The 22,491-nt window shown below is 68.0% G+C and carries 22 protein-coding genes; 11 read left to right on the plus strand and 11 right to left on the minus strand.

Going from position 1 to position 22,491, the window contains the following annotated elements; genetic code table 11:
* Positions 1-104: 104 nt before the first annotated feature.
* Complete coding sequence (locus CFB49_RS03590) at positions 105-569, plus strand: pilus assembly protein (protein ID WP_089435317.1); 465 nt, start codon at positions 105-107, stop codon at positions 567-569.
* Positions 566-1,012, plus strand: coding sequence for a type IV pilin protein (locus CFB49_RS03595; RefSeq protein WP_069616659.1), 447 nt, complete (start codon positions 566-568; stop codon positions 1,010-1,012). Before CFB49_RS03590 ends, CFB49_RS03595 begins: the two co-directional genes overlap by 4 nt.
* Positions 1,013-1,066: 54 nt before the next feature.
* Here the strand turns inward: CFB49_RS03595 and CFB49_RS03600 are convergent, their stop codons facing one another.
* The 3 genes from CFB49_RS03600 to CFB49_RS03610 all read right to left on the minus strand — a co-directional run bounded on the left by CFB49_RS03600 (position 1,067) and on the right by CFB49_RS03610 (position 2,366).
* A complete protein-coding gene (locus CFB49_RS03600) occupies positions 1,067-1,510 on the minus strand; it encodes a DUF3318 domain-containing protein (protein WP_089434596.1) in 444 nt (147 codons plus the stop codon).
* 43 nt (positions 1,511-1,553) lie between these two features.
* Positions 1,554-1,943, minus strand: coding sequence for a phage holin family protein (locus CFB49_RS03605; protein ID WP_069616657.1), 390 nt, complete (start codon positions 1,941-1,943; stop codon positions 1,554-1,556).
* A gap of 120 nt (positions 1,944-2,063) precedes the next feature.
* A complete protein-coding gene (locus CFB49_RS03610; protein ID WP_006494044.1) occupies positions 2,064-2,366 on the minus strand; it encodes a DUF883 family protein in 303 nt (100 codons plus the stop codon).
* A gap of 317 nt (positions 2,367-2,683) precedes the next feature.
* Here CFB49_RS03610 and CFB49_RS03615 point away from each other — a divergent pair, with 317 nt between their 5' ends.
* Complete coding sequence (locus tag CFB49_RS03615; protein WP_006476788.1) at positions 2,684-3,322, plus strand: peroxiredoxin; 639 nt, start codon at positions 2,684-2,686, stop codon at positions 3,320-3,322.
* A 119-nt stretch (positions 3,323-3,441) separates the two neighbouring features.
* Here the strand turns inward: CFB49_RS03615 and CFB49_RS03620 are convergent, their stop codons facing one another.
* Positions 3,442-4,629 carry an acyl-CoA dehydrogenase gene (locus CFB49_RS03620; RefSeq protein ID WP_059779344.1) on the minus strand — a complete coding sequence of 396 codons (1,188 nt, stop codon included), beginning with the start codon at positions 4,627-4,629 and terminating at the stop codon, positions 3,442-3,444.
* 315 nt (positions 4,630-4,944) lie between these two features.
* Between CFB49_RS03620 and CFB49_RS03625 the strand changes: the two genes are divergently transcribed.
* Both CFB49_RS03625 and CFB49_RS03630 read left to right on the plus strand, forming a co-directional pair.
* Positions 4,945-5,736: an IclR family transcriptional regulator gene (locus tag CFB49_RS03625; RefSeq protein WP_089434597.1), complete on the plus strand. Its 792-nt coding sequence runs from the start codon at positions 4,945-4,947 to the stop codon at positions 5,734-5,736.
* Positions 5,737-5,881: 145 nt separating this feature from the next.
* Positions 5,882-6,292 carry a GFA family protein gene (locus CFB49_RS03630; protein WP_069616655.1) on the plus strand — a complete coding sequence of 137 codons (411 nt, stop codon included), beginning with the start codon at positions 5,882-5,884 and terminating at the stop codon, positions 6,290-6,292.
* A gap of 198 nt (positions 6,293-6,490) precedes the next feature.
* Here CFB49_RS03630 and CFB49_RS03635 read toward each other — a convergent pair whose 3' ends face one another.
* Complete coding sequence (locus CFB49_RS03635) at positions 6,491-7,294, minus strand: EAL domain-containing protein (protein ID WP_069616654.1); 804 nt, start codon at positions 7,292-7,294, stop codon at positions 6,491-6,493.
* 363 nt (positions 7,295-7,657) lie between these two features.
* Here CFB49_RS03635 and CFB49_RS03640 point away from each other — a divergent pair, with 363 nt between their 5' ends.
* From CFB49_RS03640 to fahA, 5 genes are read left to right on the plus strand one after another with little or no spacing between them, the layout of a single operon-like run.
* Positions 7,658-9,310, plus strand: a complete 1,653-nt coding sequence (locus CFB49_RS03640; protein WP_089491408.1) for an FAD-dependent oxidoreductase — start codon at positions 7,658-7,660, stop codon at positions 9,308-9,310.
* 28 nt (positions 9,311-9,338) lie between these two features.
* The gene (locus CFB49_RS03645; RefSeq protein ID WP_069616652.1) at positions 9,339-9,569 is read left to right on the plus strand and encodes a DUF2783 domain-containing protein; all 231 of its coding nucleotides are present in this window, start codon (positions 9,339-9,341) and stop codon (positions 9,567-9,569) included.
* On the plus strand, positions 9,566-10,924 hold the full coding sequence (locus CFB49_RS03650) for an MFS transporter (protein WP_089490702.1): 1,359 nt from the start codon (positions 9,566-9,568) through the stop codon (positions 10,922-10,924). The genes CFB49_RS03645 and CFB49_RS03650 overlap by 4 nt, the downstream gene beginning before the upstream one ends.
* A gap of 16 nt (positions 10,925-10,940) precedes the next feature.
* Positions 10,941-12,275 carry a homogentisate 1,2-dioxygenase gene (hmgA, locus tag CFB49_RS03655; protein WP_089434600.1) on the plus strand — a complete coding sequence of 445 codons (1,335 nt, stop codon included), beginning with the start codon at positions 10,941-10,943 and terminating at the stop codon, positions 12,273-12,275.
* On the plus strand, positions 12,272-13,576 hold the full coding sequence (fahA, locus tag CFB49_RS03660) for a fumarylacetoacetase (protein ID WP_089490703.1): 1,305 nt from the start codon (positions 12,272-12,274) through the stop codon (positions 13,574-13,576). The genes hmgA and fahA overlap by 4 nt, the downstream gene beginning before the upstream one ends.
* 190 nt (positions 13,577-13,766) lie before the next feature.
* Here fahA and CFB49_RS03665 read toward each other — a convergent pair whose 3' ends face one another.
* From CFB49_RS03665 to CFB49_RS03685, 5 genes are all read right to left on the minus strand, one after another.
* Positions 13,767-14,927, minus strand: coding sequence for an MFS transporter (locus tag CFB49_RS03665; RefSeq protein WP_089490704.1), 1,161 nt, complete (start codon positions 14,925-14,927; stop codon positions 13,767-13,769).
* 279 nt (positions 14,928-15,206) lie between these two features.
* Positions 15,207-16,376 (minus strand): MFS transporter, encoded by a 1,170-nt coding sequence (locus CFB49_RS03670; RefSeq protein WP_089490705.1) that lies wholly within the window; start codon positions 16,374-16,376, stop codon positions 15,207-15,209.
* 218 nt (positions 16,377-16,594) lie between these two features.
* The gene (gene bluB, locus CFB49_RS03675; RefSeq protein ID WP_069616646.1) at positions 16,595-17,323 is read right to left on the minus strand and encodes a 5,6-dimethylbenzimidazole synthase; all 729 of its coding nucleotides are present in this window, start codon (positions 17,321-17,323) and stop codon (positions 16,595-16,597) included.
* Positions 17,324-17,495: 172 nt separating this feature from the next.
* A complete protein-coding gene (locus tag CFB49_RS03680; RefSeq protein WP_089490706.1) occupies positions 17,496-18,494 on the minus strand; it encodes a 2-hydroxyacid dehydrogenase in 999 nt (332 codons plus the stop codon).
* A 30-nt stretch (positions 18,495-18,524) separates the two neighbouring features.
* Positions 18,525-19,508 (minus strand): LysR family transcriptional regulator, encoded by a 984-nt coding sequence (locus CFB49_RS03685; protein WP_089434603.1) that lies wholly within the window; start codon positions 19,506-19,508, stop codon positions 18,525-18,527.
* Between the two features lie 762 nt (positions 19,509-20,270).
* On the opposite strand from CFB49_RS03685, the gene CFB49_RS03695 reads away from it, so the two are divergent.
* Positions 20,271-21,482, plus strand: a complete 1,212-nt coding sequence (locus CFB49_RS03695) for a pyridoxal-phosphate-dependent aminotransferase family protein (protein WP_069616643.1) — start codon at positions 20,271-20,273, stop codon at positions 21,480-21,482.
* 22 nt (positions 21,483-21,504) lie between these two features.
* On the opposite strand, the gene CFB49_RS03700 is transcribed toward CFB49_RS03695, so the two are convergent.
* Positions 21,505-22,440, minus strand: a complete 936-nt coding sequence (locus CFB49_RS03700; RefSeq protein ID WP_069616642.1) for an AraC family transcriptional regulator — start codon at positions 22,438-22,440, stop codon at positions 21,505-21,507.
* Positions 22,441-22,491: the final 51 nt, after the last annotated feature.

Genomic DNA, 22,491 nt, shown 5'->3' on the forward strand with positions numbered 1-22,491 from the left:
CAGGCGCGGGCGTTTCGCCTGCGAGCCCGCGCGAGCCGCACATGCGTTTCCGGCTCGCCCGCCGCGCGTGGCGCCGCGACGCAGGCCTTGCGTTGCCCGCGGTGATCGCGGTCGGCGCAGCAGTCGCGGCACTGACCGGCACATGGTTCGATGCCGCATTGACGGAGTCGCGCCGCACCCGTGCGTTATCGGATCGGCTGATCGCATTCCACGCGGCCGATGCCGCGCTTGCCGCGTGCACTGCGCGATTGCTGCACGGCTCGGCACCGTATGTGAACGAAAGGGACTGGCACGCGGAGCCCGACGCCTGGCGTCGCATGCCGCCGCTGGCGGCTGCCGAAGCGTTCGCGCCTTTCGCCGAATGGCCGATGGCCGCGCAATCGCCGCGATGTCTGATCGAGGCGTGGCGGCGCCCGTCAGCGCAGGCCGGCGACCGCGCTTACCTCGTCACCGCGCGTGGCGTCGGCGCGCACGCGTCGAGCGCCGTGTGGCTGCAACACCAGGTCGTGATGCGCGACGGCCACATCGTCGTGTTGCGCTGGCGTCGTGTCGCCGCGGTGCTTCGATGAACGGCCGCCTGTCCCTGTGCCGAGCGGCCGGATTCACGCTGATCGAGCTGATGATCGTGCTCGCGATCGTCGCGGTGCTGGCCGGGTGGGGTATCCCGTCGTATCGCGAGCATGTCGCACGGGTTCACCGCGCGTCGGCGGTATCCGCGCTGTACCGTGCGGCCCAATATCTCGAAACGCTGGACGGTGCGCCACCTGCGGCGTTGCCGGACGCGCTCGCGCAGGCGCCGCCGGATGGGCATGCCGTGTATCGATTGGCGCTGGGGCGGCCGGACGGCGACGATTCGCCGGTGAGCTACGAACTGGCGGCGACGCCGCTCGACACCGGTCCGATGCGCGACGATGCGTGCGGCACGTTCACGCTGCGCTCGGACGGGACGAAAGGCAATGCGGGAAGCGAGGGTGTCGACGAACCGGGCGCTGTCTGCTGGGGCGTGCGCTGAGTTCGCCGGGAGCGCGCGCAGCGGCGCGTGGCCGCGCGCGCGGGGTGCCGACGGTCAGTCGTCGCGTGGGTCCAGCCCGCGCTCGTCGCGGGACTGCTTCCAGATCCGGTAGACCTCCCATGCGGCGAAGCCGAGCGTGCCCCACTTCAACGCGGGGCCCGTGCTTGCGCGCAGCAGCGAGCGAACGGGTTTCGCCAGCACGAGCGATGCGAGCGAGCTCAGCATCGGATACTGGTTGACGAGCTGGCCGAGGCTTGCGTTCAGGTTCCTGGCCGACTGGCCGAACCTGCTGGTCGACAGCCCGGGGATGAACACCTTGAGCCAGCTGAAGCGCGTGACGGCCTGGCGCATTTCGGCGGCGGCCTCCGCAAATTCGAGCCGCTCGACTTCGGATCGCAGGATCAGTAATTCCTTGCGAAGCGCACGGTGCTGCGACGCGCTCCAGTTCGATCGCGACGAATGGGAGCGGGAGGGATTGCCCGTGATGTTCTGGCTCATGGCGCGTCGGCGAAGTAGGTGGGAGGGACGAGCGCGAGCGCGCTCACGGCTTGCCGCGGAACAGGTCGCGGTCTTTCTCGAGCTCGGCCAGCGTCGCCTCGAACACGGTCGGCGCGTCGCGCAGGCCCGAGCGCGCCTTCAGCGCGCACGCGATGCCGCCAATGGCATACAGCGCGGTGATCGCGGCAAGCGCCTGCCAGCGGTAGGTATCCCAGAACGCGATCGCGATCAGCACGGTCAGGCTGATGAGCGCCATCGTCGCGAGCATCATCGCGGCGAGGCCGAGGAACAGCACGCCCATCAGGCGCTCCTTCTCCTCGGCAAGCTCGATGCCCACCAGTTCGAGGCGCGTCTGCAGAAGGCCGATGGCGGAGCCGACGAGGCGGCGCAGCGGTCCTTGACCGGACGGCTGCGAGGGGGTGTCTGTCGTCATGGATGAGGTGCTTGCGCGTGCAGTAAGCAGCTAGGACCAAGCCGGCCGGCGCAAGCCGGCTGACTTCGACGCCCGCGGGTCGCGCGACGCGGCCCGCGGGGCGAAACGGCGCAGAGCGCGTTACTTGCGGTTGATCAGCAAGCCGATCAGCACGCCGACGCCGGCAGCCACGCCGATCGACGTCCACGGATGCTCGTGCACGTAGTCGTCGGTTGCCCGCGCGGCCTTCTTGCCTTTCTCGACCACCACGACCTGGACGTCGGCAGCCTTTTCCTTGGCCTGCTTCAGGCGAGACATGGCCTTCTCGCGCAGCTCGGCCGCACGGTCGCCCGTGCTGCTCGCTGCTTGCTTGAGCAGGTCTTCGGCGTCCGAGAGAACGGTTTTGATATCCGACATCAGTTTCTCCTTGTTGATTTCCGACATTGCAACTCCCTTCGTGCTGTCATGCTGCAGGTTCACATCGTAGCGAAACCCCTGCCTGCTGGCGAGCCGGGAAGACACACGGCGGCAGCGCAAGACTGCATGGTAAACGACTTGTAATCATGAACAGAGCGACAAAGGATTGAAAAGTTTCCCTTGCCGCCCACCGTCCTGCCACGACGCCGGGTAAAAATGACAAAAAAGTATGAATATCAAACGGAATATTCGTTCGCACGGCCCATTGCTTCCCGTAAGCTGATGGACTGCCCCGCGCTGTCCGGCGCGCGGTTTCAACCAGCATCGTTCGAGGAGGGAACATCATGAGTCTGCGTCTTGGTGACATCGCACCGGATTTCGAGCAGGAATCGAGCCTGGGCACCATCAAGTTTCACGAGTGGCTCGGCAACAGCTGGGGCGTGCTGTTCTCCCATCCGGCCGACTACACGCCGGTGTGCACGACCGAACTCGGGCTGACCTCGAAGCTGAAGGGTGAATTCGAGAAACGCAACGTGAAGGTGATCGCGCTGTCGGTCGACGGCGTCGAATCGCACAAAGGCTGGATCAACGACATCAACGAAACGCAGTCGACGGTCGTGGGCTTCCCGATCATCGCCGACGCGGACCGCAAGGTGTCGCAGCTGTACGACATGATTCATCCGAATGCGAACGAAACGCTGACGGTGCGTTCGCTGTTCGTGATCGACCCGAACAAGAAGGTGCGGCTCACGATCACCTATCCGGCCAGCACGGGGCGCAACTTCGACGAAGTGCTGCGCGTGATCGATTCGCTGCAACTGACCGACAATTACAAGGTCGCGACACCCGGTAACTGGAAGGACGGCGACGACGTCGTGATCGTGCCGTCGCTGCAGGATCCGGAAGAGCTGAAGAAACGCTTCCCGAAGGGCTTCAACGCGGTGCGCCCGTATCTGCGCCTGACGCCGCAGCCGAACAAGTAAGCATCGGCGGCCCGGCGCAGCGGCTCCGATGAAGAAAAGCCCGCCCGGCAGCGATGCCGGGCGGGCTTTTGCATGGTGGCGGGCGCGGCGTCGTCGCCGGCCGCGTCATGGCCGGATCGTCAGAAGAATGCCTGGATGCCCGTCTGCGCGCGGCCGAGGATCAGCGCGTGGATGTCATGCGTGCCTTCGTACGTGTTGACCACTTCGAGATTCACGAGATGGCGCGCGACGCCGAATTCGTCGGAGATGCCGTTGCCGCCGAGCATGTCGCGGGCGAGGCGGGCGATGTCGAGCGCCTTGCCACATGAATTGCGCTTCATGATCGACGTGATCTCGACGGCGGCCGTGCCTTCGTCCTTCATCCGGCCGAGGCGCAGCACGCCTTGCAGGCCGAGCGTGATTTCGGTCTGCATGTCGGCGAGCTTCTTCTGGATCAACTGGTTCGCGGCGAGCGGCCGGCCGAACTGCTGGCGGTCGAGCACGTACTGGCGCGCGGTGTGCCAGCAGGACTCGGCCGCGCCGAGCGCACCCCACGCGATCCCGTAGCGCGCCGAGTTCAGGCAGGTGAACGGGCCGCGCAGGCCGCTCACGTTCGGCATCAGGTTCTCTTCGGGCACGAATACCTCGTCGAGGACGATCTCGCCGGTGATCGACGCGCGCAGCCCGACCTTGCCGTGGATCGCCGGCGCTGACAAACCCTTCCAGCCCTTCTCGAGGATGAAGCCGCGGATCGCGTCCTTGCCGTTCTCTTCCAGCTTCGCCCACACGACGAACACGTCGGCGATCGGCGAGTTGGTGATCCACATCTTCGCGCCGGACAGCGAGTAGCCGCCCGGCACCTTCTTCGCGCGCGTGACCATGCTGCCCGGATCGGAGCCGTGATTCGGCTCGGTCAGGCCGAAGCAGCCGATCCATTCGCCGGTCGCGAGCTTCGGCAGGTATTTCTGCTTCTGCGCGTCGGAGCCGAATTCGTGGATCGGCACCATCACGAGCGACGACTGCACGGACATCATCGACCGGTAGCCCGAATCGACCCGCTCGACTTCGCGCGCGATCAGCCCGTAGCTCACGTAGTTGAGGCCGGGGCCGCCGTATTCCTCGGGGATCGTCGGGCCGAGCAGGCCGACTTCGCCCATTTCGCGAAAGATGGCCGCGTCGGTGCGTTCGTGGCGGAACGCTTCGGTGACGCGCGGCGCGAGCTTGTCCTGTGCGTACGCCTGCGCGGCATCGCGGACCATCCGCTCTTCTTCGGTCAGTTGCTGGTCGAGCAGCAGCGGATCGTCCCAATGAAAAGTTGCAGCACTCATCGTCTCATCTCCTGTCGGCCCGAGTTAGCGCTTCAGCGCTTACTCGGGCCCCATGCATCGCGGTCGGCGCCGAGTTAGCGCTTCAGCGCTTACTCGGGCTCCATGCATTGCGGTCGACCCGGGTCAGCGCTCACTCGGCTCCATGCATTGCGGTCGGTCGGGGCGGGCGCCTCGACGCAGCCTGCCAGCCCGTGCATGCCGGTCCGGCAGAGGTCGCGCTTCGGCGCTTGCTCCGGGCTGATACCTGAAGTTCGCTTGACTTGCGTTTCGCTGTGCGGAACAATGTTTTGCAAATCGACCTCAGTGTAGCACCGGATGACACTTTCAACCATCGACGACACCGCCATCGACGAGCGCAAGTTCGTCGTCGCGCTCGCGCGCGGACTCGACCTGCTGCGCGCCTTCCGGCCCGGCGAGACGATGCTGGGCAATCGTGATTTCGCGGAACGCACGGGCCTGCCGAAGGCGACGGTGAACCGGCTCGCCTATACGCTGACCGTGCTCGGCTATCTGCGCTACGACGAGACGCTCGGAAAGTATGCGCTGGACGCCGGCGTGCTGTCGCTCGGCTACGCGCTGCTGTCGGGCTCGGGGACGATCGATCTCGCGCGGCCGCACATGCAGGCGCTCGCGCGCGAGATCGGCGCGGCCGTGTCGCTCGGCTGCCGCGACGGGCTCGACATGATCTATCTGGAGACGATCCGCAGCGAGACCGCGCTGACGCTCGGGCTCGCACCCGGTTCGCGGCTGTCGATGCTGACGAGCTCGATGGGGCGCGCGTACCTGGCCGTGCAGCCGGAGGACGTGCGCCGCGCGCTCTATGCCGAACTGCACCGCGCGGCCGGCGGCGCGGCCGACGCCGATGCGCTCGTCGCGGCCGCGCAGCACGCGGTGGCCGAGTTTTCCGAAGGCGGGTGCTGCTATTCGTTCCGCGCGTGGCACATGGACGTGAATGCGGCGGCCGTGCCGTTTCGCGAGCCGCGCGAGGGGCGCTGGCTGATCCTGAGCTGCAGCGGCCCCGCGTCGTCGATGGACGAGGACGTGTTTCGCACGCAGGTCGGACCGCGACTGAAGGCACTCGCGCAGCGGCTCGGGCCGACGGTCTGAGCAACCCGCGCGCGCGGGCGTTGCCGTCGCGCGCCAACCGGTTCGTTCGCGGCGGGGGCGGAAACAGAGGCGTCGCCTCGCGTATTGCGCGACGGGCGAACCGCGCTCATCATCGTTCGCCTGCTTCCCGACGACGAGGTCTGCCATGGCGCACCCCGAACCGATGGAAGGCGGATGCGCGTGCGGCGCGATCCGCTACCGTATCGCCGACGTCCCGACCGATGCCGGCTTCTGCCACTGCCGGCTCTGCCAGCGCACGACCGGGGCGGCGGTCGTCGCATCGGCATCGGTGCCGATCGACGCATTCGCATACCTGCAGGGCGAACCGACCGTCTACGCGTCGAGCGCGTGGGGTGAGCGGCGCTTCTGCGGCCGTTGCGGCGCGCAGCTCGAATACCGGCGTTCCGACGCACCGCAGACGGTCGAGATCAATTACGCGACGCTCGACGAACCGTCGCGGCTGCGTCCGGCGTGGCACGTCTGGTACGGCGACCGTTTCCCGGGCATCGAGATCGACGACGATCTACCGAAGTACGACGATGGTGGCAGAGAATAGGCCGCACATCGGCGTCGATGCACCGATGTCGGGCTCGCGTGCAAGCGGGGGCCGACCTTCCTGCATGAACGAACGGGAAACCGGCCGGCGTCGAGCGACGCCGCGTGCTGAAACCCGATTCCCGAAGCAACGCGATACCGGAGTCCGCTATCCGGCGGGCCACGCCCCGCGCGCGGCGTCCGCTTCCCGCCTCGCCGCTCAGACCGTCACGACCTTCGCGAACACCGGCCCCTGCATGAACCGCACGTCGTGCTGGCGAAGCAACTCGCACTGCGTCTCGTCGACGACGCCGTCGAAGATCAGCGGAATCCGCACGCGCTGCGCATAGGCGACGAGCGCCTTGACCATCCCGTCGCGCAATGCGATGCCCGCATCCATCTTGATGTAGTCGGGCCGCGCCATGTCCGATTCGACCGCGAGGATGCGGCCCGGGTCCGGCAGCTTGTCCGCGACCTTGAAACCGTGATGCTGGTAGCTGCGGGTCAGGTAGCCGAGGAACGTCTTGTGGGCGACCGCGACCGCCGGCAGCTCGATCACGATCCGCTCGGTCGGCAGCCCGAAGCGCTGCAGCACCGACGAGAAATGCTTGCCGTGGTCGTACTTCACGCTCTTGAGCAGCCGCTCGTGCACGCGCAGGAACAGCAGCCCGTGGCGTTGCGCACCGAAGAAATTGATCGCGTGCAGCGCGCGCGACAGGCGGTCGATCGCGACCAGCGTCTGGTCGTCGACGGCCGCGTCGACCGGATCGTGCTGCGCGCCGGTGACGAGCGTGACGGCCTGAAAGCCGAGCTCGTCGCCGTAGCGCTCGATCGCGTCGGCGAACGACGTCGATTGCGGCGAGCCGGGCATCGTCACGTCGTAGATCGGCTCGTACGCGCTGGCGAGCGTGCGCTCGGGCAGATTCGCGCACGCGGTCCCGCCTTCGGCAAGCGCGAGGTGCTCCCGCAGATACGGCAGTTGCCCGGCACGGGTGACCAGCTCGGGGATGGTAGGCGGAATCATCGGCGTGAAAAGGAAAAATGGCGGCCGAAAGGGCCGCCTCGTTGACTTGATATTAGCAGTGCGCGCCGCGCTCGGCTTGCCGTTTCACTCATATGGTTATCCCGTTCCCGAGCGAGCGATCAGGGTTTACGTTGATTTAACTATCCGTAATTGGTTTTACTATTCGTAAATCCAAGAATGTGTCGCCGATCAAGAAATGCGGCAGGCAGGCGCCGAGCAACGGCGCCGTTCGCGAATCAACAGGAAGCAAGGAGCGAGACGTGGCGGTTGACAGGACGGGCGGGCGCGCGCGCCGGCGGCAGACGGACGGGACGACGGGCGCGGCGGTGCGCGCACGGCGGGGGTGAGGCGCGGATGGCGACCATGAGCATCGATTACCAGACGCTGAAATTCGAGTACCGCGCCCGCGCGCACGACGCGGCCGTCCACCCGGTGATCGTCGTCGGCGCGGGGCCGGTGGGCCTCGCGGCCGCGATCGACCTCGCGCAGCAGGGCGTGCCGGTCGTGCTGCTCGACGACGACGACACGCTGTCGACCGGCTCGCGCGCGATCTGCTTCGCGAAGCGCACCCTCGAGATCTTCGACCGGCTCGGCTGCGGCGAGCGCTTCGTCGACAAGGGCGTGAGCTGGCATGTCGGCAAGGTGTTCCTGCAGGACGAGCAGCTTTACGCGTTCGACCTGCTGCCCGAGGAAGGGCATGCGCGCCCGGCGTTCATCAATTTGCAGCAGTACTACGTCGAAGGCTATCTGGCCGATCGCGCGTTCGAGCTGCCGAACATCGACATTCGCTGGAAGCACAAGGTGACGGGCGTCGACCAGTCGGCCGAACACGCGGTGCTGACGATCGAGACGCCGGACGGCGTCGCGACGCTGCGCGCGCAGTACGTGATCGCGGCCGACGGCTCGCGCAGCCCGATGCGCACGATGATGGGCCTGGAAAGCCGTGGCCGCACGTTCAAGGATCGCTTCCTGATCGCCGACGTGAAGATGAAGGCGGAATTTCCGACCGAGCGCTGGTTCTGGTTCGATCCGCCGTTTCACCGCAACCAGTCGGTGCTGCTGCACCGCCAGCCGGACAACGTGTGGCGCATCGACTTCCAGCTCGGCTGGGATGCCGATCCCGTCGCGGAGAAGCAGCCGGAGCGCGTGATCCCGCGCGTGCGCGCGCTGCTCGGGCCGGACGTCGAGTTCGAGCTCGAGTGGGTGAGCGTCTACACGTTCCGCTGCCAGCGGATGGACACGTTCCGCCACGGCCGCGTGCTGTTCGCGGGCGATTCCGCGCACGGGGTGTCGCCGTTCGGCGCGCGCGGCGCGAACAGCGGCGTGCAGGACGCGGACAACCTCGCGTGGAAGCTGAAGCTGGTGCTCGACGGGCGCGCGCACGACCGCCTGCTCGACACGTATGCAAGCGAGCGCGAGTTCGCGGCCGACGAGAACATCCGCAACTCGACGCGCTCGACCGACTTCATCACGCCGAAGAGCGCGGTGTCGCGCGTGTTCCGCGACGCGACGCTGAAGCTCGCGCGCGACTGCGAGTTCGCGCGCAAGCTGGTGAACAGCGGGCGCCTGTCGGTGCCGGCCGTGCTGGCCGATTCGCCGCTGAACACGCCGGACCGCAACGGCGACACGTTTGCATGTGCGATGCGGCCGGGCGCGGCGGCGGCCGATGCGCCGGTGCGCGTGCAGGGTGCGCCGGGCTGGCTGCTGCAGCATTTGTGCGGCGGCTTCACCGGCGTGCTGTTCGGCTTGCCGGGCGACGCGGCCGCGCTCGCGCAGGCCGTCGACGGTCTCGCGCTGCCGGTGCGGCCGGTCCTCGTCGTGCCGGCCGGGCACGCGCAGCCGGCGGCCGGCGTCGACGTCGTGGAGGACGTCGACGGGCTCGCCGCGCGGCGCTACGACGCGCAGCCCGGCACGTTCTACCTGCTGCGTCCCGACCAGCACGTGTGCGCACGCACGCGCACGCTCGACCGTCAGGCGATCGCCGACGCACTGGCGCGCGCGACCTGCGCACGCTGAATACGATAAAGACACCGGAGACACCGTCATGCCCCCGCTCGATACCCGCCCGCGTCTGGCCGACCCCGATGCGTTCTACGAAGCGCTGATCGACATGCATCGCGACCTGTCGGACGCCGACAGCCAGCTCGTCAACGCGAAGCTGATCCTGTTGCTCGCGAACCAGATCGGCGACGCCGACGTGCTGCGCGAAGCGATGGCGCTCGCGCGCCAGGGCGTGACGCCGCCCGTGCATCCGTCCGCCGAGGTCGCGCAATGAGCGCGGCGGCCGATACGCGCGTGCTCGAAGTCGAGCGCGTGATCGACGAGACCCATCGCCCGGGTTTTCACGCGATGCTGCTCGCGCTGTGCGGGCTGTGCCTCGTGATCGACGGTTTCGATGCGCAGGCGATGGGCTACGTCGCGCCGAGCGTGATCGCCGAATGGGGCGTGCCGAAGCAGGCGCTGGGGCCCGTGTTCAGCGCGAGCCTGTTCGGGATGCTGCTCGGCGCGCTCGGGCTGTCGGTGCTGGCCGACCGGATCGGGCGGCGCCCGGTGCTGATCGGCTCGACGCTGTTCTTCGCGGTGACGATGCTCGCGACGCCGTTCGCGAGCTCGATCCCCATGCTGATGGCGCTGCGCTTCGTCACGGGCCTCGGCCTCGGCTGCATCATGCCGAACGCGATGGCGCTCGTCGGCGAATTCAGCCCGGCCGCGCATCGCGTGAAGCGGATGATGATCGTGTCGTGCGGCTTCACGCTCGGCGCGGCGATCGGCGGCTTCATCAGCGCGGCGCTGATTCCGGCGCTCGGCTGGCGCTCGGTGTTCTTCGTCGGCGGCGCGGTGCCGCTCGTGCTGACGATCGCGATGCTCGCGCGGCTGCCGGAATCGCTGCAGTTCCTGGTGCTGAAGGGGCGCGTCGCGCAGGCGCGCGACTGGCTCGCGCGCTTCGCGCCGCACGCCGGCATCGATGCGAACACGCGGCTCGTCGTGCGCGAGCGCGCGGCGAGCGGCGCGCCGGTCGCCGAACTGTTCCGCCATGGCCGCCTGCCGGTCACGCTGCTGCTGTGGTCGATCAGCTTCATGAACCTGATCGACCTGTACTTCCTGTCGAACTGGCTGCCGACCGTGATGCGCGAAGCCGGCTATTCGCCGGGCACGGCGGTGCTCGTCGGCACGGTGCTGCAGACGGGCGGCGTGATCGGCACGCTGTCGCTCGGCTGGTTCATCGAACGTTACGGCTTCGTGCGCGTGCTGTTCGCATGCTTCGCGTGCGCGGCCGTGTCGGTGGGATTGATCGGCTCGGTCGCGCATGCGCTGCCGTGGCTGCTGGTGGTCGTGTTCGCGGGCGGGTTCTGCGTGGTCGGCGGACAGCCGGCCGTGAACGCGCTCGCGGGCCAGTATTACCCGACATCGCTGCGCTCGACGGGCATCGGCTGGAGCCTCGGCATCGGCCGGATCGGCTCGGTGCTCGGTCCGCTCGTCGGCGGGCAACTGATTGCGCTCAACTGGTCGAACGGCGCGCTGTTCCACGCGGCCGCGGTGCCGGTGCTGTGCTCGGCGCTGTTCGTGCTGGGCCTGGCCGGCGTCACGCGGCGCAGCGGCGCGCAGGCGCCGCACGCCGCCCTGAATTGAAGGAGAAAGGAAAACGATGACGCTTGACCTGTCGAAACCGGCGGAAGCCGGCTACCTGAGCGGTTTCGCGAACGAATTCGCGACCGAGGCGTTGCCCGGCGCGCTGCCGCACGGCCGCAACTCGCCGCAGCGCGCGCCGTACGGGCTGTACGCGGAGCAACTGTCGGGCACCGCGTTCACCGCGCCGCGCGGCCACAACCGCCGCTCGTGGCTGTATAGGATCCGTCCGGCCGCCGTGCACCGGCCGTTCGAGCCGTATGCGGGCGCGCAGCGGCTCGTGTCGGAATTCGGCGATTCGACCGACGTGCCGCCGACGCCGCCGAACCAGCTGCGCTGGGATCCGCTGCCGATGCCGGTCGAGCCGACCGATTTCATCGATGGCCTCGTGACGATGGCCGGCAACGGGTCGGCCGCGGCGATGAACGGCTGCGCGATCCACCTGTACGCGGCGAACCGGTCGATGCAGGACCGCTTCTTCTACAGCGCGGACGGCGAGCTGCTGATCGTGCCGCAGCAGGGGCGCCTGTTCATCGCGACGGAATTCGGCCGGCTCGACGTCGAGCCGTTCGAGATCGCGGTGATTCCGCGTGGCGTGCGTTTTGCCGTCGCGCTGCCGGATGGCGACGCGCGCGGCTACATCTGCGAGAACTTCGGTGCGCTGCTGCGCCTGCCGGATCTCGGCCCGATCGGCTCGAACGGGCTCGCGAACCCGCGCGACTTCCTCACGCCGCAGGCCGCGTACGAGGATCGCGAAGGCGCGTTCGAGCTGATCGCGAAGCTGAACGGCCGGTTGTGGCGCGCGGACATCGGTCATTCGCCGCTCGATGTCGTCGCGTGGCACGGCAACTACGCGCCGTATAAATACGACCTGCGCCTGTTCAACACGATCGGCTCGATCAGCTTCGACCATCCCGATCCGTCGATCTTCCTCGTGCTGCAATCGCAGAGCGACACGCCGGGCGTCGACACGATCGACTTCGTGATCTTCCCGCCGCGCTGGCTCGCGGCCGAAGATACGTTCCGCCCGCCCTGGTTCCACCGCAACGTCGCGAGCGAGTTCATGGGGCTCGTGCACGGCGCGTACGACGCGAAGGCCGAGGGCTTCGTGCCGGGCGGCGCGAGCCTGCACAACTGCATGTCGGGCCACGGGCCCGATGCGGACACGTTCGAGAAGGCGTCGGCGAGCGACACGACGAAGCCGCACAAGGTCGACGCGACGATGGCGTTCATGTTCGAAACCCGCACGCTGATCCGGCCGACGCGCTACGCGCTCGACACCGCGCAGCTGCAGGCCGACTACTTCGAATGCTGGCAAGGCATCAAGAAACACTTCAATCCGGAGCAAAAGTGAGCGATACCCAAGACTGGCGCGCGACGCTCGACCCGGCTCGCAAGAGCTGGGTCGACACGGCGAACGATCCCGCCTGCGATTTCCCGATCCAGAACCTGCCGTTCGGAATCTTCAGCGATGCGAAGCAGCGCGCGCGCCGTGCGGGCGTCGCGCTCGGCGACCAGATCGTCGATCTCGCGGCGCTCGCGCGTGCGGGCCTCGTGACGTTGCCGGCCGATGCCGATGCGTTCGCCGCGCCGACGCTCAACGCGTTCATCGCGCTCGGTCGCGACACGTGGCGCAGCGTGCGCGTGCAGCTGTCGGCGCTGTTCTCGCGCGACAACGCGACGCTGCGTGACGATGCGGCGCTGCGCGCGCAGGTGCTCGTCGCGCAGCGCGACGCGACGCTGCATCTGCCGGTCGAGATTCCCGGCTACACCGATTTCTATTCGTCGAAGGAGCATGCGACCAACGTCGGCTCGATGTTCCGCGATCCGAAGCATGCGCTGCTGCCGAACTGGTCGGAGATGCCGATCGGCTACAACGGCCGTGCGTCGTCGGTGGTCGTGAGCGGCACGCCGGTGCGGCGCCCGAACGGGCAACTGAAGCTGCCCGACCAGGAGCGTCCGGTGTTCGGCGCGTGCCGCAAGCTCGATATCGAACTGGAAACGGGCTTCATCGTCGGGAAGGGCAACGCGCTCGGCGAGCCGATCGCGTGCGAGGACGCGGAAGCGCATATCTTCGGGATGGTGCTGCTGAACGACTGGAGCGCGCGCGACATCCAGCAGTGGGAATACGTGCCGCTTGGTCCGTTCAACTCGAAGGGGTTCGCGACGACGATTTCGCCATGGATCGTCACACTCGACGCGCTCGAACCGTTCCGTGTCGCGCAGTCCGAGCAGTCGCCGCAGCCGCTCGCATATCTGCGGCATGCGGGCAAGCATGCGTTCGACATCGCGCTCGAAGTGACGCTGCGGGCGGAGGGCGCCGCCGACGCGACGTCGATCTGCCGCACGAACTTCAGGCACATGTACTGGACGATGGCGCAGCAGCTCGCGCATCACACGGTGGCCGGCTGCAACACGCGCGTGGGCGACCTGATGGGCTCGGGCACGATCAGCGGGCCGACGAAGGATTCGTTCGGCAGCCTGCTCGAACTGACGTGGAACGGCAAGGAGCCGGTCGCGCTGAACGGCGGCGGCAGCCGCACGTTCATCGAGGACGGCGACGAGCTCACGCTCGCCGGCTGGTGCCAGGGCGACGGCTATCGCGTCGGCTTCGGCACCTGTGCGGGCAAGGTTTTGCCGGCGCGCGGCGCGTGACGGATCGCAGCGCCGGACGTTACGTGTAGGTCAAGCGTCGTCCGGAAGGACGGGGCGGCCCGCCTTGCGCGGGCCGTTTTCGTTGACCGCGGGACGGGCACGAGCGGGCCGATGCGCACCGGTGCATGATGCTGCGCGCCAACGCCAACGCCAACGCCAACGCCAACGCCAACGCCAACGCCAATCGTCATCAGACCGCGCGCTGCACCGCCGCGCGTCGTTCCCACAACGCGGCCGCGACGAACGCGGCGACGCAGGCCGCCAGCACGCCGACCAGCGCATTGCTGCCCAGTTGCTCCATCAACGCGCCGGCCACCAGCGGGCCGCCGAAGCTCGCCGCGCTCCACGACGCCGACACGAGCGAGCTCGCGGTGACGAGCGTCGCACCGCGGAAACGCTCGCCGCAGGCGACGAGCGACAGCGTATAAATGCTGCCGGCCGCCGCGCCGAGCACGAACAGCAGCGGCCAGCACAGCCACGGATTCGCGATCACGAACGGCAGCAGCGGCAGGCCGGCCAGCACGATCCAGCCCGCGCCGAGGTGCACGCGTTCGCGGCCGAGCTTGTCCGCGAGCCAGCCGATCGGGAACTGCATCGCGGTATCGCCGAACAGCATGATCGACGCGAGCAGCACGGCGGTCGCGCTCGCGACGCCGTGATCCATCGCATAGAGCGGCAGCAGCGACAGCGCGAGCGTGTCGAACAGCGCGAAGAAGCCGGTGCCGATGATCAACGCGGGCATGCGCGGCAGCACGTCGAGCCAGCGGCCGTGCGCTTCGTGATGTGCGTCGTCGCCGGCGAGCGGCGCACGGCGGATCGTCGCGAGCGTCGGCAGCGCGAGCAGGAACAGCGCGCCGCACAGCGCGAAGCGGATGCTCGTCGCGCCGGCGATCTGGCTGACGAGCACGGGGCCGGCCATCTGGAACAGCGTGAAATTGGTCGCGTAGATCGCGACGACGCGGCCGCGCGTCGAATCGTCGGCGAGCTGGTTGACCCATGCCTCGCCGATCGTGAACAGCAGCATCAGCGCGGCGCCGCACAGCACGCGCAGCACGCCCCACAGGATCAGGTTCGACATGAACTGCATCAGCGCGGTGGCGGCCGCGAGCAGCACGACCGCCACGACGATCGCGCGGCGCGCGCCGATATGCCGCGCGAGCGCGGTGACGAACGGGACGATCGCGAGGCCGCCGAGGGCCTGCGCGGCGGTCAGCATGCCGACGACATTGGTGCCGTGCCCGGCTTCGGTCAGGGCAAGTGCGGTGAGGGGCAGCGTGGCGCCGGTGCCGAGGCCGACGACCGCGACACTCAGGATCAGCGCGAGGAAATCGCGATTGAGAATGGCTTTCATCGGCCGCGATGCTACACCGCGGCCCTTGAAAGGTCCATGAACGCCGTCACGTCTGGGGCCTGTTCACGCTAATAACGGGCCAGCCCCACAAAGGATTTTTTCAATCAGGGGAACGTGCGTTGCCGGCCGCATTGCGGCGTCGCGCGTCGCTTGTTTGGCTCGGCCAAACGGCGCTCCTTGCTTCTTGCACTGCAGCCGGCAACGCACGTTCGCAAGCCCGTTATTGGCGTGAACAGGCCCTATAGGAGTTGCGGACGCAACGATTGCCGCAGGGTTGCGTTACACGTATTCGGTCGGTACGGCCATCGGCCGGCGTTCGAGCGACGCCGACCACAGCGTGAGCGCGAGCGCCGCGACGGCCATCGCGACGCCGACCCACGGCAGGCTCACGAGCGACACGCCGGAGCCGATCGCCATCCCGCCGAGCCATGCGCCGGTCGCGTTGCCGAGGTTGAACGCGCCCTGGTTCAGCGTCGACGCGAGGTTCGGCGCGTCGCTCGCGCGATCGACGATCATGATCTGCAGCGGCGGCACGATCGCGAACGCGAGCATGCCCCACACGAAAACCGTCGCGAGCGCGGCGAACGGCAGGTGCATCGTGCCGGCGAACAGCGCGAGGACAATGCCGATCAGCGCGAGCGTCGCGATCAGCGACGGCATCCGGCGCCAGTCGGCGAGCCTGCCGCCGAGCGTGCCGCCGACCGTCAGGCCGAGGCCGAACAGCAGCAGCACGTAGGTGACCTGATGCGGCGAGAAGCCCGTCACGTCCTCGAGGATCGGCGTGATGTACGTGAACACGCTGAACAGGCTCGCGGACGCGAGCACGCTGATGCCGAGCACCATCAGCACCTGCGGGTGCTTCAGCACGCTGAACTCGCGCGTGATGCTGGTGTCCGGCATCGCGAGGTTTTTCGGCAGACACACCGCAAGCGCGGCGGCCGCGGCGATGCCGATGCCGGTGACGGCCCAGAATGTCGCGCGCCAGCCGAACGCCTGGCCGAGCGCGGTGCCGAGCGGCACGCCGAGCACGTTCGCGAGCGTGAGGCCGGTGAACATCAGCGCGATCGCCTGTGCGCGGCGGTTCGGCGCGACGAGGTTGCTCGCGACCACCGAACCGATGCCGAAGAACGCGCCGTGGCAGAACGCGGTGACGACGCGCGCGGCCATCAGCACCGCGTAGCCGGGCGCAATCGCGCAGAACAGGTTGCCGGCGATGAACAGCCCGATCAGCCCCATCAGCGCACGCTTGCGCGGCATCTTCGCGGTGACGATCGCGAGGATCGGCGCGCCGATCGTCACGCCGAGCGCGTAGCCCGACACGAGCATCCCGGCGGCCGGGATCGACACGCCGAGGTCGCGCGCGACATCGGGCAGCAGCCCCATGATCACGAATTCGGTGGTACCGATTCCAAATGCGGCGACGGCAAGGGCGAAAAGAGGCAGGGGCATCGCGGTAGGCTCGGGAAAGAAGGCCGCTCGAGCCGGGCGCGGGATGCGCGGGACGGGCGGTCGGTGAGGCGAGAGTCAGCCGCGATTCTACTTCAGTGAAAACCCTGATGCTGGGCGCCAAAATACGTGTTGCCGGCGTGCGACGGGCGGCCGGCGGTGTGCTCACACTGTGAGATTGGCGGTGGCTCGACTGTAGGCGAGGAGCCGGCCGAACCGGGTCAGACGGTGGGCTCCGCAGCCCCGTCGAGCAGCGCGTCCGACGTTTCGGTATCGTCTCGCGACGCCGCGGATCCGGCCCCGTCGATCGCCGCCGGATCATCCCAGCCGTTCTCGAACAGGCACGCTTCGATCGGCATCCGCGCGGCCCAGCGTTCTGCTTCGAGCATCGGCTTCGCATAGAACGCATCGACGTGCCCGATGCAGAGCACGGCGATCGGCTTCGCGCCGTCGGGCATCCGCAGCAGCGTGCGCAGCGCATCGACGTCGAACAACGACACCCAGCCCATCCCGAGCCCTTCGGCGCGCGCCGCGAGCCACATGTTCTGGATCGCGCACGCGGCGGATGCCAGATCCATCTCCGGCAGCGTGCGGCGGCCGAACACGTGGCGCTCGCGGCCGTCGGCGAGCGCGACGACCAGCAACTCGCCGCATTCGCGTACGCCCTCGACCTTCAACCGCATGAATTCGTCCTGGCGCTCGCCGAGCGCGTCGGCGGTCGCGCGGCGCTCGGCCTCGACCAGCGCGTGAATGGCGGTGCGCAATGCGGGATCGGTGATGCGGATGAAGCGCCACGGCTGCATGAAGCCCACGCTCGGCGCGTGGTGCGCCGCGCGCAGCAGCCGCGCGAGCACGGCCGGATCGACGGGCGCCGGCGTGAAGTGACGCATGTCGCGCCGTTCGAAGATGGCGCGGTAGACAGCAGCGATGTCGGAGTCGTCGAAACGCATGAGCGGCAAAGGCAGGGAAGGACGTCGGCGCAACGATAGCAGACGACGCGCTCGAAACGTTACCTCAACCGAAACAATGCGCTGAATTGTTGACGATGATGGGTGCAGTGCGCGGCGGGATGCGCGAGCAAACGATTGCGGATGCGCCGCGACCCCTCAAATGTGCGGTTTTTCAGCGATTTGCCACCACGACGTTCTGCGGCGCCCGCGCATGCCACGCCTCGATGTTCAGCAGCGTCGTGTGCGCGATCTCGGCCAGCGCCTCGCGCGTGAAGAACGCCTGGTGCGACGTGACGATCACGTTCGGGAACGTCAGCAGGCGTGCGAGCACGTCGTCCTGCAGCGGCAGGTCGGAGTGATCCTCGAAGAACAGCCCGCTTTCCTCCTCGTACACGTCCAGCCCGAGATGGCCGAGCTGGCCGCTCTTGAGCGCGTCGACCAGCGCCTGCGCATCGACGAGCCCGCCGCGCCCCGTGTTGATCAGCATCGCGCCGTGCTTCATCCGCGCGAGCGTCCGCGCGTTGATCAGGTGGTGCGTCGACGGCAGCAGCGGGCAATGCAGGCTCACGATGTCGGCGTGATGCAGCAATTCGTCGAGCTCGACGTAGCGCGCGCCGAACGCGATCAGCTCGTCGTCGTACGGCGGTACCGAGTGCGCGAGCACGTGCATCCCGAAGCCCATCATGATCTTCGCGAACACGCTGCCGATGATGCCGGTGCCGATCACGCCGACGGTCTTGCCGTGCAGGTCGAAGCCGAGCAGGCCGTTCAGCGAGAAATCGCCTTCTCGCGTACGGGCGACCGCGCGCGGCAGGCGGCGGTTGAGCGCGAGAATCAGCGCGACCGCGTGCTCGGCCACCGCGTGCGGCGAATACGCGGGCACGCGCACGACCGTGATGCCGAGCCGTTCGGCGGCGGCGAGGTCGACGTGGTTGAAGCCCGCCGAGCGCAGCGCGATCAGCCGCGTGCCGCCGTCGGCGAGCCGTTCGAGCACGGCTGCGTCGACGGTGTCGTTGACGAACGGGCAGACGACGTCATAGCCGTGCGCGAGGATCGCCGTTTCCGCGTCGAGGTGCGACGGCTGGAAGTGCAGCCGATAGCCGAACTGCCGGTTGGCGGCTGTGAACGAATCGTCGTCGTACTGCCGGCTGCTGAACAGGATCACGCGCACGCTGCACCTCCGATGGCTGACGCGCGCAGTTTACTGCAGGCCCGTGACGATGTCGGAGCGTTCGGGGCCGCGCACCGGCCGCAGGAAGTCGTAGTCCGTCTGCCCGCGGGCGGACGGCGCGCCGAAGTGCTCGAGCGCGTGCTCGACGAAGCTGCGCGTACGGGCCGGCACGTACTGGCGGTTCGGATAGACGAGCGACAATTGCGCGTCGGGATCGTCGATCCGGTAGCCGGCCATCAGCCGCACGAGCGTGCCGTGGTTGAGCGCGTCGGCCACGCACGGCTCGGGCAGCACCGCGATGCCGGCGCCGGCCACGGCCGCCGCCTGCACGAGCGCGAGCTGATTGACCGTGCAGGCCGGGCGCACCGTGACCGTATGGGCGACGCCGTCGTGACCGACGAGTTGCCACGTCGGCGCGTGCTGGTGCGGGGCGAGCGTGACCCAGTCGTGGCCCGGCAGATCGTCGGGCACGCGCGGCTCGCCGCGGCGGTCGAGATAGGCCGGCGCCGCGCACGCGACGAACGGGTTCGGCGCGAGCGCATGGCCGATCAGCGACGGGTTGCCGTCGAGCCGGGTGCCCGTGACGATGCCGACGTCGTAGCCCGAATCGAGCACGTCGAGCGGCCCTTCGGCGACGGTCAGCTGCACGCGCAGCTCCGGGTAGCGGTGCCGGAAGCTGCTGACGAGCGGCGTCAGCGCGAGCGGCGACAGCAGCCCCGACGCCACGACGCGCAGCGTGCCGGCCGGTTCGCGCACGGCATGCGCGACGGACGATTCGAGGTGGTCGAATTCCTCGAGCAACGCACGGCAACCGTCGAGGTAGCGCACGCCGGCCTCGGTAAGCGACAGGTTGCGCGTGGTGCGATGGATCAGCCGTGTGTTCAGGTGGCCCTCGAGCATCGCGATCGAACGCGTGACGAGCGCATTGGACACGCCGAGATGGTGCGCCGCGCGCCGGAAGCTTTGCTGCTCGGCGACGCAGACGAATACACGCATGGTCTGAATCTGGTTCATGGCTTGCGTATTTCTGGCCCGGTTGATTGATTTTGGTTGTGATTTATCGCCGCACAACGTCGAAAGCGCATTGCGCGGCCCCAGCTCTCCCTCGTCTCGAAAATAGAATTTTCGATTCCGCAGACGATTGTTCAATACAGAGCAGATATCCGTCAACCTGAGAAAACGGGCGGCTTGCGTAAAATCGAAATCGCGAGTACCGGTTTAACGCTGCAATGCAGCAAGGACGCGCCGGAAAAACCGGCGGGGTATTGGAGTGTGCAACGACGATGCGAAAATTTTCTATTTAAATCAAAGTGTTGTGAAAAATTAGAGCAGACGGAGGCGGAGCGGTTTCGGCGTCGTTCCCCAATACATGCTGCAATAGTGGATGTTTTTTCCACGTTCGGATTTTGTGTATCGCATTCGTTCCGCGATTTGTATCAGGTGGCCGGTCCATTTCGTTCGGCCCGCGAATGAGGCTGAACCGCCGTTTTCGACCGAATCATCTCGATATTGGAGGAGAAAATCGGGCGTTCGGAACCCGAGTGGAACCGTTTCGCGGCCGGCGGGCAATCCCTTTTCAATCCGGCCTGCCATCGTGCGCGCAGTGCGCGGCCGGCTGGCCCGGTCCGGCGACCGGGCCACCGTCGTGCTGTCCGGACGTGCGTGCCTCTTGCGCGAGGCGGCGGAACACGGAATGATCGATCAGTTGGCCGCGCCGTGCCGCGGGCGCCGTGCCGCGGGCGGCCGGGCCCTTCCTTTCCTGATCCTTTTCCAGCCATGTCCATCGATTATTCGCCGATTCCCTGTCCCGTCGTCGTGCCGCTCGACGCGATCCTGCCCGAAGAACCGCTGCTGATGATGGGAGCCGGCCCGGTTCCGATCCCGGCCGCGGTGGCCAAGGCGAACACGATCGTGATCAACCACCTCGGCGCGACGATGGCGAAGATCATCGAGCAGGTGAAGGAGATGGCGCGCTACGTGTTCCAGACCCGCACGAAGTGGGTGCTCGGCGTCGCGGGTCCGGGCTCCGCCGCGATGGAAATGGCGATCTCGAACCTCGCATGGCGCGGCACGCGCGTGCTGTCGATCCGCAACGGCTTCTTCAGCGCGCGGATGGCCGAGATGGCCACGCGCGTCGGCGCCGACGTCGCGACGCTCGAAGTGGCCGACCGCGCGGTCGCGAGCCTCGACGAGATCGCCGACGCGATCGCGCGCGAGCGGCCCGAGATCGTCACGATCGTGCAGGGCGAGACGTCGAATACCGTGTGGAACCGCGACCTGCGCGACATCGCCGCGCTCGCGAAGGCGGCCGGCGCGCTGGTGGTCGTCGACGCGGTGTGCACGCTGTCGACGATGCCGCTCGAGATGGATGCGTGGGGCATCGACGCGGTGATCACCGGCGGCCAGAAGGGGCTGTCGTCGATCCCGGGCGTGTCGCTGATCGCGTTCTCCGATGCCGCGTGGGACCGCATGAAGCATCGCCCCGAGCCGAACGCGCACTGGTGCCTCGACATGGCGCTCGCGGAGAACTTCTGGCACAACGCCGGCTATCACTACACGGCGCCCGTGTCGGGCGTGCTCGCACTGCACGAGGCGCTGCGGCTCGTCTGCGCGGAGACGCTCGAAAGCCGCTTCGCGCGCCACCTGCGCTGCTCGCTGGCGCTGCAGGCTGGCGTCGAATCGATGGGGCTCAAGCTCTATGCGCCGAAGGACTGCCGGCTCAATTCGGTGGTCGGGATCGAGACGCCGGAGGGGCTCACGCCCGGGATGGTCTGCGGTCATATCTCGAAGCAGTACCAGGTCGAGATCTCGGGCTCGTTCGGCTTGCCGATCGTGCGGATCGGGCAGATGGGCGAGCAGTGCCGCGAACACAACCTGTTCCGCACGCTGCATGCGTTCGGCCGCACGATGGTCGACCTGAAAGTGCCGGTCGACCTGCCGGCCGGCGTCGCGGCGCTCGAACAGGAACTGTCGCGGCGCGGCGCGTAAGCAGCGAGGAAACGGGCCGCGCTCAGCGGCCCTGCATCGCGCGCCGGTATGTATTCGGCGTCGTGCCGTGCGCGTCGCGAAAGCGATGGCTGAAGTGGCCGGCGTTCGCGTAGCCGCAGTCGGCCGCGATCTGCGCGAGCGGCAACGCCGTCGTGCGCAGCAGCTCTCGGGCCCGGGCGAGCCGTTGCTCGGCCACCCACGCGTGCGGCGCGCGGCCGAACGACAGCCGGAACATCCGCGAGAAATGGTATTCGGACAGCGCGGCCACCTCGGCGAGTTCGCCGAGCGTCAGCGGCTGCGTGAGATACGTGTCGATGTAGTCGCGCACGCGGCGGCGCACGGCCGGCGCGAGCCCGCCGCGGAACGACGTGTCGGTGCGCGTCGCGCTCTGCCCGCGCAGCAGCAGGCTCAGCACGTCGTGCGCGGTCTCGTTCACGCGCAGCCGATCGTCGGCATTGTCCCAGCCGTCGAGCGCGAGCGAGCGCAGCAGCGCGGCGACGCGCGCATCCTCGAAATAGGTGCGGTCGGCGAGCTTCAGCTCGCGCGGCTCGCGGTCGAGCTCGCGGATCGCGCGCTGCGTGAAGTGCTCGGGCAGGAAATACAGGTGGATGAAATGCATTTCGCCGCGCACCCACCAGCGCGATTCATGGTCGCCCGGCAACGCGCACAGCAGGCTCGGCGCGCCGTAGCGCGGCACGCGCTGGCGCTCGGTCCGGTAGCCGCCGTCGAGGTAGCACGACAGCGTGTGGTGGCCGGGCTGCTCGTAGACCGTCTCGCTTTCGTCGGTGATCCGCGTCCATTCGGCGATCGCGAGGTGGTCGCCGAGCCACGCGAAGCGCTCGAGCGTCGCGTTCGCGTCGGCGAGCGTGCGGCAGACCGACTGCAGGCCGAACGGCAGATCGCCGCCGGCCAGGGCGGCGGCGCGGTCGACGGGCGGGGCGCAGAGGGAGAGACTCATGATGCGCCGAGTATAAGCGGGCGCGCGGCGCCGCGTGCGGCGTCCCGAAAA

The organism is Burkholderia sp. AU17457, from assembly GCF_002223255.1.
Lineage (GTDB): Bacteria > Pseudomonadota > Gammaproteobacteria > Burkholderiales > Burkholderiaceae > Burkholderia > Burkholderia sola.